The following is a 13,384-nucleotide window of genomic DNA, read 5'->3' as shown; positions in this document are numbered from 1 at the left end:
TCGCAACCTTAACCTAAAATGATATGTGGGTAAAAACGTGACAGATCTTGGGTGATCAATTCGCGGTCTTCACGCAAGCCAATGCCGCATGGTTGATCGTTAACCAACCAGCTACCAATCAACGTGTAGCTGTCACCAAACTTAGGTAAAGGATGGAATTGCTGCACAATCATACCCTCCTCACCATATGGCCCATCAACTCGTGCCACTTCTTTGCCGTTTTCCACTATCTGGATATTGGCCCCTTCCCGCGAGAATAACGGCTTGGTGACATAATGATCCATGGCTGGATGATCATCTTCAGCAAAATACGCAGGTAACAGATTAGGGTGATTTGGGAACATTTCCCACAGCAGTGGCAGCAAGGCTTTATTGGAGATAATGCTCTTCCAGGCCGGTTCCAGCCAGCGTACACCTGCATCTTCCAGCTTGGTGGAGAACATTTCGCGGAACATAAATTCCCACGGATAGAGCTTGAACAAATTACTGATAACCTGATTATCCAGATCGGTAAATTGCCCTTTTTCCCCTAAGCCAATTTCTTCCATAAACATGAATTCAGTTGGCAAACCGGCTTCTAATGCGCAATCTTGCAGATACTGCACAGTCCCACGATCTTCTTCGCTGTCTTGGCAGCAAGCCAGATGCAGTAAACTAAAACCGTGGTTATCACGCAAATCAGCAAAACGCTCAATCAGTTTCTCTTGCATGCTGTTGAACTGATCAGACTCTGAGTCCAGATTGCCCGCATTGATCTGATCTTCCAACCACAGCCATTGGAAAAAAGCCGCCTCATACAATGAAGTTGGCGTGTCAGCATTGTTTTCCAGCAATTTAGCTGGATTTACACCGTCATAGGCCAGATCAAGACGCGAATAGAGTGAAGGCTGATTGGTTTTCCATGAGCTACGAACAAAATCCCAGCAATGTTTTGGAATGCGGAATTTTGCCATCAGTTGATCGCTATTAACTACTTTCTCAACCACTTGCAGACACATCTGATGCAACTCTGCGGTGGTGTCTTCCAACTCTTCAATTTGTGCGAGTGTGAATTGGTAATATGCATCTTCACACCAGTACGGTTCGCCATACATGGTGTGGAAACGGAAACCAAATTCAGTGGCTTTTTCGCGCCAGTCCGGGCGTTCGCTAATCGCTAAACGTTTCATTAATCAGACCTTAGCCACCCATGCTGCGCGTGCTGGTTTTGGATGATGTTGCCGCACTGCGTTGCATCGAAGACTGTTTAGCTACTGACTCACCAAAACCGCCGCGGGTGATGGTATTGGTTACCGCGGGCTTCGGAGCCATCGCCGTTCTTGGTACTGTCATGGTGCGGCCAGTGGTGGCTGAACCAAAGTTTTTGCCAGTTGCATCGACAAACTTGCCGTTAGCCGGGCTATTCGGTGCTTTAGAGGTAAACAACGGCTGACTTGCACCGCCGCCCATCATTCGGCCCATCATATAACCCGCCATCAGTGGCATCCACATGCTGCCGCTTTGCTGTGGTGCCGCAGCAGTTGTTTCAGAAGATGAAGATGTGGGCACCATTCCTGCTTGTGCAGGAGCCTGAGTACACTGTGATTCACCGAATTCAGCCACGCAATCTTCACGAGTTGCATACTTGGGCGCAGTTTTAGCTGCTTCCTGCAAAGCTGTGTTGTAAGCAGTGGTACATTCCGCGCTCTTGGACGGATTTGCCGCTGAGCAATCATCAGCATTTTGGTACAAAGAGACGGTTTCATCGGTTTTTTCGCAGCCAGCCAGCATAAATACGGCACTGATAGCTAAAGCTACTGGCGCCAGGCGATAGCTGCGCCAGGATTTACGGAAAGTCTCTTGATTGATGTTTTGAGTCCGTTTCATCTTTATTTGTCTCATTTCCGGGCGTTCAATGCCCTTTCCCAGTAAGTGTCCTAAGAATAGGGGAAATGTGTATGAAATTAAAGCGCGAGGGCTGATGAGACGCAGACTTTACAAAGCTATACGAAATGCTGCGAGTCACTTCGCTTTTTTCATTGCCGAAAAATGCTGGGGAGATAAGAAAGAGAGGGTAGAAAAAATAAACCGGGCACGGCTTGATGCTATGCCCGGTGAGTCCAAACGCGTAAAAATCAGTTACGGAATGGGTTGCCGTTACGTGCAGCGGCTGGCGCTGGAGTCGTCGGTTGGCTAACCGTGGTGACACGCGGTGCAGCCTGTGTGCTGGTACCATCAGCATAGGCATTTTGGTCGGCGTTATCCGGTGCCAGGCTGGTGGCTGATGTTGGGACAGGTTTATCCAGTACACCATTCAGTGCCATCAAGTCGTTCATATTCAACGTGCCCAGAGCAGACTTGATATTTAACTGATTGATCAGATAGTTATAACGCGCATCGGCGAGTTGCTGTTTGGATTGATACAAGTTAGTTGTTGCAGTCAATACATCCAGAATAGTACGAGTACCCACCTGATAACCCGCTTCCATTGCGTCTAATGAGCTTTGGTTAGAAATAACCACCTGCTCATAAGCCTTGATGCTGCTGATGGAGGCTGAGATATTGTTGAATGAGGAGCGTACAGTTTGCACCACACTGCGGTGTGCGCTTTCCAACTGCTCGCTGGCACCGACGAAGTTGTATTGTGCCTGTTTCACGGCAGAATTCGTCGCCCCACCGCTGTACAGCGGTAAGCTCAATTGCACACCAATTTTGTTCTGACCCGCATCGTTATTCAGTTGCTGAGTGCTTGGTGTGCCGCCGCTGTAACGAGTATTGGTGACTGAAGTTGATGCCGTCAAATCAATGGTTGGCATATAGCCCGTTTCTGCTGACTTAATTTGCTCACGTGCCAAATCTTGACTCAAACGGGCAGAAAGCAATGAAAGGTTACGTTTTTCAGCTTCTTTCAGCAGGTTAGTGACGGCTTGTGGGCGTTCAGTCTTCAAACGAGAGACATTGAGCGACGCCAGCTCTGGGTAGTAAACACCGGTAATTTGGCGCAGGTTTTCCAGCGCATTATCCAGATTATTACGCGCCGTAACTTCGTCTGCTAACACGGTATCGTAGCTAGCGCGGGCGTTTTGCACATCAGTAATGGCCACTAAACCCACATTAAAACGTTGGGTTGTTTGGTCTAACTGGCGATAAACAGATTGTTTCTGCGCTTCGGTATAAGACAGGCTATCAATGGCTCTGAGGACATTGAAATAAGCGGTTGCCGTATTGAGAATCAGCGCTTGTTCATTGGTCTGAAACGTTACGTCCTGAATACCGGCAGCTTTCTCTTGCAAAGTCAAAGCGCGCCATTTAGACATGTCGAAAATAGTTTGTGTCAGTTGTAGTGAGCCTGACGTGGCATTGCTATCCGGGTTATCAGAAGCATCACGGAAGCCATTGGTATGGGTGTAACCCGCACCTAAACCTAACTGTGGCAACAGCGGGCTGCGAGCTTCATTAATTTTTTCATATGCAGCATCGCGGTCAGCCGCTGATTTGCGTAAATCCGGGTTACTATCCCTGGCTTGCTTATAAACTTGCAGCAAGTTCTCTGCCTGGCTCATGCTACTGAAACCAGCCAGACTCAGCCCGATAAGAAGGGGGAGCAGTTTCTTCATTTGCAGTCCTTGTTGTGCAGCAGTTGTGCGGCAATATTACTATGGTAGCTGTCGATAGACGAATTGTTGCCGATTCTATCAGAGTCTGCCAATGGGATAAGGTGGCTGATTGTGCCATCTCGCCTAAATTTACCTAAATCTAACACAAAGCTAAATGAGTATTCAGACAACTAATCTGTATCGGCCATCTTTGTCAAATAATCTTTATCAAAATCATTTCTATCAGCTAACTCTATGCCTGCTATTTTAAAATCCTGTATACCCGTCATACTTCGAGCTGCGTGTGCGTTGGCTGCTTTCGTTCACCCCAGTCACTTACTTATGTAAGCTCATGGGGATTAATGAGCCTCTATGTGGCCCACCCGATGGGCTAGCATAAATGCTGTTCAAATCGGTTTGCACCGATTTGTCGCTCAATTGCCGCCTTCCGGCAACTCGAGTTATTTAGGGTGTAGCCTGTGTCGTTTGGCTGTCATCAAAAAGTACAATTTAGGTTTGATACTGACATCAGGAGAGAAGTATATGTCATCACAACAACCCTCACCGGTGACTTTCGATAAAAACGATGTGGAAATTATTGCACGAGAATCACTGTATAAGGGCTTTTTTTCACTGAATTTATACCGATTTCGTCATCGTTTGTTTAATGGCGAAATGAGCGGGGAAGTTAAACGCGAGATTTTTGAGCGTGGTCACGCTGCCGTACTATTACCTTATGACCCGGTGCGTGATGAAGTGGTGCTGGTTGAACAGTTGCGCATTGCTGCCATTGACAGCAGCCCATCACCTTGGTTATTAGAAATGGTCGCAGGGATGATTGAAGAGGGCGAAACTGTCGAGGAAGTGGCACGTCGCGAGGCTGAGGAAGAAGCGGGGATTCATATTGGCCGCTGTAAACCGGTACTGAGTTACTTAGCCAGCCCGGGTGGCACCAGTGAGCGCCTATCCATCATGGTCGGGGAAGTCGATGCAACCACCGCGAGTGGGATCCATGGGCTGGCCGATGAGAATGAAGATATCCGCGTGCATGTTGTCAGCCGTGAGCAGGCCTGTCGCTGGGTTGACGAAGGTGCAATTGATAACGCAGCCTCAATCATTGCATTACAATGGCTGGCGTTGCACCATCAATCGCTAAGAGCAGAATGGCGATAATAAGAAAGAGAGAAAATAATGAATAAGCGCTACACACCTGATTTCCCTGAGATGATGCGGGTATGCGAAACTAACTTCGCGCAATTGCGTCGTTTGATACCGCGAGTCGACGAAGTGGGCGAAAACGTGGCTTATCAGGTTAATGGCGCGAGTTATCAACTGACAATTATTGAATCGACCCGCTACACTTCTGTCGTTGAGATTGTCCAAATAGAGCCAGCAGTCAGATACTGGAGCCTACCCTCAATGGTGGTACGGCTTTATCATGATGCTATGGTCGCGGAAGTGTGTGCCAGTCAGCAGATCTTTCGCTTCAAAGCAAGTTATGATTATCCGAATAAAAAGTTGCATCAGCGGGACGAAAAGCATCAAATTAACCAGTTTCTTGCTGACTGGTTGCGCTATTGCTTGGCGCATGGAGCGGTGGCAGTTCCGGTTTGTTAGACAGACTTATAGCCTGACCTACAGAGATTGAAGGTACCTAATGAATCTGGTTGGGAAAGGTGCAAAAACAAGGACACCATTTGGAAAGCCTGTTTAAACTGCCTATGGCGAGTGGGGCCAGGGTTAGAATTTTACAAATAACAGATACCCACCTCTTTGCGGGGGAGCATGAGACCTTGCTGGGTGTAAATACTTCTCGCAGTTATCGCGCTGTGCTGGATGCGATTATTGCTGAGCAGCACCCCTTTGATCTTATTGTTGCTACGGGTGATTTGGCGCAGGACCATTCTGTTGCCGCTTATCAGAATTTTGCAAAGGGCATCTCCCGTTTGCCAGCCCCCTGTGTCTGGCTTCCAGGTAATCATGATTTCCAACCGGCTATGGTGGATGCTTTAGCCAGCGCCGGTATTGCCCCTTCAAAACATGTTCTGGTGGGTGATAACTGGCAAATTCTGTTATTGGACAGCCAGGTCTTTGGTGTTCCTTACGGTGAATTGAGTGAGTATCAGTTGGAGTGGATGGAGCGCTGCCTGCTGGCACATCCAGAACGCTATACACTGGTATTACTGCATCATCACCCGATGCCATCGGGCTGCACCTGGCTTGATCAGCACAGCCTGCGTAATGCGCATATGCTGGCGGCAGTATTGACCCGTTACCCGCGCGTGACCACTTTATTGTGCGGCCATATCCATCAGGATTTGGATCTCGATTGGTACGGCAAGCGCCTGCTGGCCAGCCCTTCTACCTGTGTGCAGTTCAAACCGCACTGTACTAATTTCACACTTGATACCGTGGCTCCGGGATGGCGCTACCTCGACTTACTGCCTGATGGAAGACTTGAAACTGAGGTTCGTCGGTTAGCCAGTGATGAGTTCTGCCCGGACATGGACTCGGATGGTTATTGATGAGTACGCTTCTATATATTCACGGCTTTAATAGCTCACCCTGCTCGGTCAAGGCAACGACATTCAAAAGCTGGTTGCAGCAACACCACCCTCATATTGAGATGCTGATACCACAATTACCGCCTTATCCGGCGGAGGCCGCAGAAATGCTGGAAAGCATCGTGATGGATAAAGCCGGGCAATCCATTGGTCTGGTTGGCTCTTCCCTTGGTGGCTATTTTGCGACCTGGCTTTCCCAGCGCTTCAGTATTCCCGCGGTGGTGGTTAACCCGGCAGTGCGTCCATTCGAGCTGCTCAGTGATTACCTGGGGGAAAATCAGAACCCCTACACCGGGCAAAAATATGTGTTAGAGTCTCGGCATATTTACGATCTGAAAGCCATGCAGATTGAAAAGTTGGAATCACCGGATTTACTCTGGTTATTGCAACAAACTGGGGATGAAGTCCTCGATTACCGTCAAGCGGTTGCCTATTACACCCCTTGTCGGCAAACAGTAGAATCAGGTGGGAATCATGCCTTTGTCGGTTTTGATCATTATTTCTCCCCGATTGTGACTTTTTTAGGGCTAGCGACAGCTTGATATCTGGCGGTTTAAGCATCACTCAATACAGCGGGCATATCGCCGCTAGCCTTCCAACCATTAGCCGAATATTAATCAAACCATGACTGAATCCAGCTATAACGCTGATGCCATTGAAGTACTCAGCGGTTTAGAACCAGTGCGTCGTCGTCCGGGAATGTATACGGACACCACGCGGCCAAACCACCTTGGTCAAGAGGTGATTGATAACAGCGTCGATGAGGCACTGGCAGGCCATGCCCGTCGCATTGATGTCATTCTGCATGCCGATCAATCACTGGAAGTGATTGATGATGGCCGTGGGATGCCGGTTGATATCCATCCTGAAGAAGGCGTTCCTGCGGTTGAACTGATTTTGTGTCGTTTACATGCAGGCGGCAAATTCTCGAATAAAAACTATCAGTTCTCTGGTGGTTTGCATGGTGTAGGTATTTCAGTTGTGAATGCCTTATCCAAGCGTGTAGAAGTGACAGTACGCCGCGATAGCCAAATCTACAGCATTGCCTTTGAAAATGGCGATAAAGTGCAGGATTTACAGGTTATCGGCACATGCGGTAAGCGCAATACTGGCACCAGCGTACATTTCTGGCCGGATGTTTCTTTCTTCGATAGCCCGCGTTTCTCAGTATCTCGCTTGTCTCATTTGCTTAAAGCGAAGGCGGTACTGTGCCCTGGCGTGGAAATCGTCTTTAAAGATCTGGTCAATAATACCGAGCAGCGCTGGTGTTATGCCGATGGTTTGACCGATTACCTTATGGAAGCGGTTAACGGCTTGATTACCTTGCCAGAAGTGCCGTTTGTCGGCTCTTTTGCCGGGGATACCGAAGCGATTGATTGGGCGCTGTTATGGTTACCGGAAGGCGGCGAGCTGCTGACTGAAAGTTACGTCAACTTGATCCCAACCATGCAGGGCGGTACTCACGTTAATGGCTTACGTCAGGGTTTACTTGATGCGATGCGCGAATTTTGTGAATACCGCAATATTCTGCCGCGTGGCGTCAAACTCTCGGCAGATGATATCTGGGAACGCTGCGCCTATGTGTTGTCAGTTAAAATGCAGGACCCACAATTTGCCGGCCAGACGAAAGAGCGACTCTCCTCACGTCAGTGCGCGGCCTTTGTGTCCGGCGTAGTAAAAGATGCATTCAGCTTATGGCTGAATCAGAACGTGCAAGCGGCGGAACAGTTGGCTGAGCTGGCTATTTCCAGCGCCCAGCGTCGTATGCGTGCGGCCAAGAAAGTGGTACGTAAGAAACTGACCAGCGGCCCGGCACTGCCCGGCAAACTGGCCGACTGTACTTCGCAAGATTTAAGCATGACCGAACTGTTTCTGGTGGAAGGGGATTCCGCGGGGGGTTCTGCCAAGCAAGCACGTGACCGCGAATATCAGGCGATCATGCCGCTGAAAGGGAAAATCCTGAATACCTGGGAAGTCTCTTCAGATGAAGTCCTGGCCTCGCAAGAAGTCCATGATATCTCAGTTGCGATTGGTATTGATCCCGACAGCGAAGATCTGAGCCAACTGCGCTACGGCAAAATCTGTATCCTCGCGGATGCGGATTCCGATGGTTTGCATATCGCTACTTTGCTGTGCGCGCTGTTTGTGCGCCACTTCCGTGCCCTGGTGCGTAATGGGCATGTGTATGTGGCCATGCCGCCGTTATACCGCATCGATTTAGGCAAAGAAGTGTTTTATGCGCTGGATGAAGAAGAGAAAGCCGGTGTGCTGGAGCAGCTAAAACGTAAACGCGGCAAGCCGAATGTGCAGCGCTTTAAAGGGCTGGGTGAAATGAACCCGTTGCAGTTACGTGAAACCACTCTTGATCCCAATACCCGCCGTTTGGTGCAATTGACCATTGGTGATGACGATATTGATAAGACAATGGCGATGATGGATATGCTATTGGCGAAGAAGCGCTCAGAAGATCGCCGCAATTGGCTACAAGAGAAAGGGGATACCGCCGAGATTGAGGTCTGATTGATGAAGGTCACCTTAGAGGAGTTGCAGGCGTTTACCTCGGTCGTTGATTGTGGCTCTATTACGGCGGCTGCGGAACAGCGCAGCCAAACCACATCGGGCATCAGCCGGGCATTAAGTCGGCTGGAACAGAAGCTGGCGACCACCTTGCTGCGCCGCACCACTCGGCGGTTGGAATTGACGGAAGAGGGGGAGTTATTTCTCACTCATGCACGGCAGATCCTCGGTGCGGTTGATGATGCTGAAGAGCAGATTGCGCTACGGCGGCTAAAACCTGCCGGGCGGTTGCGGGTGAATGCGGCAGCGCCTTTTATGCAGCATGTGATTGTGCCGATGATCAGCGGTTTTCGCGCGCTATATCCGCAAATCATTCTTGAACTGAATACTGATGACCTGAATATCGATTTACTGGAACAACGCACTGATATTGCGATTCGTATTGGTGCATTGCGCGATTCGACCATCCATGCACGCCTGCTGGGGGCCAGTCGGGTGCGTATCCTCGCCAGCCCTGATTATCTGCAACGCCACGGCACCCCCCACACCATTGATGACCTGGCAAATCACAGCTTGCTCGGCTTCACTCAGCCGGAATTCCTTAATCAGTGGTCGCTACCTCATTTGCCCGGTGGGCGCACATCAATCGCCCCTAATCTGGCCGCTTCCAGTGGTGAAACACTGCGTTTGTTGGCTTTACAGGGCGAAGGGATCGTCGAACTCTCTGATTTTATGACCCGAGAAGATCAGTTGGCGGGGCGTTTAGTTGAGGTCATGGCAGATCAAATTCTGGAAACCTGGCAGCCGATTAACGCGGTTTATTATCGCAATACTCAGCTTGCAGCGCGGATTACCTGTTTTCTGGATTATGTGAGTGAGCAGATCAAGTTGCAGGGTAGTAATTGGTTAAAAGATCCCCTTCGTTCTTAAAGCCGCAGGGGTGTTGGCCACTCTCACTTACCCGAATCACTTACTTGAGTAAGCTCATCGGGATGCGTTTGCTTGCCGCCTACCTGCAACTTCAATTACTTTGGGGATCGGTTGATTAAGCGTTATCAAGGATATGAATATTCACATCCAGTACATCGTCTTTAATCACTTCACGATGTTGATGCATGTGTTCCATCTGTAAATGCAATTCCAGATGGTGAACACTTTGCCACTTTTCCAGCATGAAAATTGAGTCCGGCGAATTCTTTTGCCAGTCAAGCTGGGTTGGTACGTCAATCATCGGCACGTAGCCGCCACAACCTTCCTCTGCCAGCACGGCAGGTATCAGTTTTTCAATGGCGTTCAACACCGCCTGGCGACGGCCCGGTTTGACCTTTATTTCTGCAAAAACGGTAATCATAGCGACTCCAGCTTAGGTGTAATGCTGTGATATCAAATAGCCTGACACTTAAAGTTTTCGGCCAAATGCTGACGATAACGGCTAATATCACCTTCAATATCGGGTTGTTTAATCACATCGTTACACATAAATGTCGGCAATGGTTTCATGCCAAGGAACTGGTTTGCTTTATGGAAATGCAAGTAAACACCGTCAACACCGACCCCTTCGAAGAACTGATTCGGATCAGTAAACGCTTCAAGAGGTGCATTCCAGGTCACTGAAAGCATATAGGTTTTTCCCTGAATCAAACCGCCAGAACCATAGTTCTTAGTGGCATCTGAACGAGTGCGACCATCACTTTGGTACAAGCGGCCATGACCATAGGTGAAAACTTCATCGATGTATTTTTTCAAAATCCAGGGTTCGCCCATCCACCAACCGGGCATTTGATAAATGACGGTGTCGGCCCACAGATAACTTTGAATTTCACTTTCAATATCATAGCCTTGGTCAACCGTGGTAATTCTCACCTCATGGCCATTTTCCTGAAGAAACCCGGCAGCAACATCAGTGAGAGTCAGATTGAGCTTCCCTTCGGAGTGCGCAAATTCTTTCATTGCGTTAATAATTAGTACGTTACTCATTGATATACCTTTTTAAAGCTATAACTCATTTAAATAATAGGGTTTTGAAACTGCCTAACCCGGAATACTGAGTATGCTAATGGTTTCTTTACCAGAGAAAAATAGACAACAATGCATAACACTGTTGCTTAATAAGCAATAAAGCGCCTGGATTGAAGCGTTTTAGCTGCAAAATTGTGCATCAGCCGACACGACATTGATTCTGTGGGTTGTGACAGTAACCCCGCAGATGAGTTACTATCGCGGGCAGAAATTGACAATGAACTTGCGGTGCCGATCTGCTGACTGACAGTGATCGCCTCCAGAGTCTGAGGATAATTGAGTAATGAGTGATTTGACTCATGACGGTGCAGAACGCTTACCGCTGCACACCTTTACTGAAAACGCCTATCTGAACTATTCCATGTACGTCATCATGGATCGGGCGTTGCCGTTTATCGGCGATGGTTTGAAACCGGTGCAACGGCGCATTGTCTACGCGATGTCCGAACTGGGGCTGAACAATAGCGCTAAATTCAAAAAATCAGCCCGTACCGTGGGTGACGTGCTGGGTAAATATCACCCACACGGTGACAGCGCGTGTTATGAAGCAATGGTGCTGATGGCACAGCCATTCTCTTACCGTTATCCATTGGTTGATGGGCAGGGGAACTGGGGGGCACCGGATGACCCTAAATCCTTTGCGGCAATGCGTTACACCGAATCTCGCTTATCCAAATATGCAGAAGTGCTATTGGGTGAGTTGGGGCAGGGAACTGTCGATTGGGTGCCGAACTTTGACGGCACCATGCAAGAGCCGAAAATGCTACCTGCGCGCCTGCCCAATATTCTGCTCAATGGCACTACCGGTATTGCTGTGGGTATGGCGACCGATATTCCGCCACACAACGTGCGTGAAATTGCACAGGCGGTCATTGCACTTATCGATAAACCGACGACCTCCCTCGAAGAGTTACTGGAGTTTGTGCAAGGACCTGATTTCCCAACTGAAGCGGAAATTATCACTCCACGTAATGAGATCCGTAAGATTTACCAGAGTGGCCGTGGCTCAGTGCGGATGCGCGCCTTGTGGAAAAAAGAAGACGGTAGTGCGGTTATCACAGCACTGCCGCATCAGGTTTCTGGGGCGAAAGTGCTCGAACAGATTGCCAGCCAGATGCGCGCCAAGAAATTGCCAATGGTTGAAGATTTACGTGATGAATCTGACCATGAAAACCCTACTCGTCTGGTAATAGTTCCACGTACCAATCGCGTCGATCTGGATCAAGTGATGAACCATCTGTTCGCCACCACGGATCTGGAAAGAAGCTATCGTATCAATATGAATATGATCGGACTGGATCATCGTCCGTCAGTGAAAGGGTTGTTGGAGATCCTAACCGAGTGGTTGGTATTCCGTCGTCAAACCGTACGTAACCGGTTGAATTATCGCCTGGAAAAAGTACTGAAGCGGCTGCATATTTTAGAAGGCTTATTGATTGCCTTCCTGAATATTGACGAAGTTATTCATATCATCCGTACTGAAGATGAGCCAAAACCGCTGCTGATGCAGCGTTTCGCGATTTCTGAAACTCAGGCTGAAGCGATCCTCGAACTGAAACTCCGCCATTTAGCCAAATTGGAAGAGATGAAGATCCGTGGTGAACAAGATGAGTTAGCCAAAGAACGTGATCAGTTACAAGCTTTGTTAGCCTCAGAACGCAAACTTAATACCCTGATTAAGAAAGAGATTCAGGCCGATGCAGCCGCTTATGGCGATGATCGCCGTTCGCCGCTGACGGAACGTGAAGAAGCCAAAGCCATGAGTGAGCATGACATTGTGCCGTCAGAGCCGGTGACCATCGTGCTGTCTGAAATGGGTTGGGTGCGCAGTGCCAAAGGCCATGATATTGACCCGAGTGGACTGAATTACAAAGCGGGGGACAGTTTCCGTGCAGCAGCTCGCGGTAAGAGTAACCAGCCGGTGGTGTTTATGGACTCCACCGGTCGCAGCTACGCATTAGATCCACTGACTCTGCCATCTGCGCGTGGGCAAGGGGAGCCGTTGACTGGCAAACTGACGCTGCCGCCAGGAGCCAATATTGAACACGTACTCATGGCCGCAGATGACCAGAAGTTATTAATGGCTTCAGATGCCGGTTATGGCTTTGTTTGTACTTTCAATGATTTGGTTGCCAAAAACCGTGCAGGCAAAACCATGATTACCTTGCCGGAAAATGCCAAAGCGCTGCCACCATTAGAGATTCATGGGCCGGATGACATGTTGTTATCCATCACTGCGGCTGGCCGTATGTTGATGTTCCCGGTGGCAGATTTACCTGAATTATCAAAAGGTAAAGGTAATAAAATCGTCTCGATCCCAGCAGCAGATGCAGCCGCAGGCAAAGACCGTTTGGTATGGCTATTTGTCTTGCCTCCGCAAACGTCAATTACACTTCACTTCGGTAAACGTAAGCTAACCTTACGGCCGGAAGATTTGCAGAAATTCCGTGCCGAACGTGGCCGCAAAGGTTCACCACTGCCTCGTGGGCTACAACGTATTGATCGCGTTGATGTTGATGCGCCTGAACGGGCGATACCAACAGAGAATGAAGAGTCATGAGGTGGTAGCCAGTTAATGTTACAGGGAGCGCGCCATTCGCGCGCTGTCACGTAACATCATTAGGTAAGGAATCTGCGCGGTGTTTTATCAGGAAGCCGCTATACTAGCGCCGATTACAAATCTAAGAGCCGGTGTTTAATAGAAGTGAG

12 protein-coding genes are annotated in these 13,384 nt (G+C 49.0%); 7 read left to right on the top strand and 5 right to left on the bottom strand.

Annotated features, from left to right (window positions below; translation table 11 throughout):
• Positions 1-8 precede the first annotated feature (8 nt).
• From HU019_RS11020 to tolC, 3 genes are all read right to left on the bottom strand, one after another.
• A complete protein-coding gene (locus HU019_RS11020; RefSeq protein WP_005160795.1) occupies positions 9-1,169 on the bottom strand; it encodes a glutathionylspermidine synthase family protein in 1,161 nt (386 codons plus the stop codon).
• Positions 1,170-1,179: 10 nt separating this feature from the next.
• A complete protein-coding gene (locus HU019_RS11015) occupies positions 1,180-1,866 on the bottom strand; it encodes a DUF1190 family protein (RefSeq protein WP_174848806.1) in 687 nt (228 codons plus the stop codon).
• A gap of 248 nt (positions 1,867-2,114) precedes the next feature.
• Positions 2,115-3,596 (bottom strand): outer membrane channel protein TolC, encoded by a 1,482-nt coding sequence (gene tolC, locus HU019_RS11010; protein WP_174848808.1) that lies wholly within the window; start codon positions 3,594-3,596, stop codon positions 2,115-2,117.
• A 522-nt stretch (positions 3,597-4,118) separates the two neighbouring features.
• Here tolC and nudF point away from each other — a divergent pair.
• From nudF to HU019_RS10980, 6 genes are all read left to right on the top strand, one after another.
• Positions 4,119-4,748, top strand: a complete 630-nt coding sequence (gene nudF / locus HU019_RS11005) for an ADP-ribose diphosphatase (RefSeq protein ID WP_174848810.1) — start codon at positions 4,119-4,121, stop codon at positions 4,746-4,748.
• Positions 4,749-4,766: 18 nt separating this feature from the next.
• Positions 4,767-5,192 carry a DUF1249 family protein gene (locus HU019_RS11000; RefSeq protein WP_174848812.1) on the top strand — a complete coding sequence of 142 codons (426 nt, stop codon included), beginning with the start codon at positions 4,767-4,769 and terminating at the stop codon, positions 5,190-5,192.
• Between the two features lie 80 nt (positions 5,193-5,272).
• Entirely contained in the window at positions 5,273-6,100 is an 828-nt protein-coding gene (gene cpdA, locus HU019_RS10995) for a 3',5'-cyclic-AMP phosphodiesterase (protein WP_174848892.1), read from the top strand.
• Positions 6,100-6,681: an esterase YqiA gene (yqiA, locus tag HU019_RS10990; protein WP_174848814.1), complete on the top strand. Its 582-nt coding sequence runs from the start codon at positions 6,100-6,102 to the stop codon at positions 6,679-6,681. The genes cpdA and yqiA overlap by 1 nt, the downstream gene beginning before the upstream one ends.
• A gap of 82 nt (positions 6,682-6,763) precedes the next feature.
• Entirely contained in the window at positions 6,764-8,659 is a 1,896-nt protein-coding gene (gene parE, locus HU019_RS10985; protein WP_174848816.1) for a DNA topoisomerase IV subunit B, read from the top strand.
• A 3-nt stretch (positions 8,660-8,662) separates the two neighbouring features.
• Positions 8,663-9,586: a LysR family transcriptional regulator gene (locus HU019_RS10980; protein ID WP_174848819.1), complete on the top strand. Its 924-nt coding sequence runs from the start codon at positions 8,663-8,665 to the stop codon at positions 9,584-9,586.
• A 115-nt stretch (positions 9,587-9,701) separates the two neighbouring features.
• Here the strand turns inward: HU019_RS10980 and HU019_RS10975 are convergent, their stop codons facing one another.
• On the bottom strand, positions 9,702-10,007 hold the full coding sequence (locus HU019_RS10975) for a putative quinol monooxygenase (protein ID WP_005160770.1): 306 nt from the start codon (positions 10,005-10,007) through the stop codon (positions 9,702-9,704).
• Between the two features lie 32 nt (positions 10,008-10,039).
• Positions 10,040-10,633, bottom strand: a complete 594-nt coding sequence (locus tag HU019_RS10970; protein WP_174848821.1) for an NAD(P)H-dependent oxidoreductase — start codon at positions 10,631-10,633, stop codon at positions 10,040-10,042.
• Between the two features lie 325 nt (positions 10,634-10,958).
• Here HU019_RS10970 and parC point away from each other — a divergent pair, with 325 nt between their 5' ends.
• Entirely contained in the window at positions 10,959-13,235 is a 2,277-nt protein-coding gene (parC, locus tag HU019_RS10965; RefSeq protein WP_174848823.1) for a DNA topoisomerase IV subunit A, read from the top strand.
• The last annotated feature ends 149 nt before the right edge of the window (positions 13,236-13,384 follow it).

The organism is Yersinia artesiana (genome assembly GCF_902726545.1).
GTDB lineage: Bacteria > Pseudomonadota > Gammaproteobacteria > Enterobacterales > Enterobacteriaceae > Yersinia > Yersinia artesiana.
Note: the sequence above shows the minus strand (reverse complement) of the source record. Positions and strands in the feature narration are given on the sequence as shown.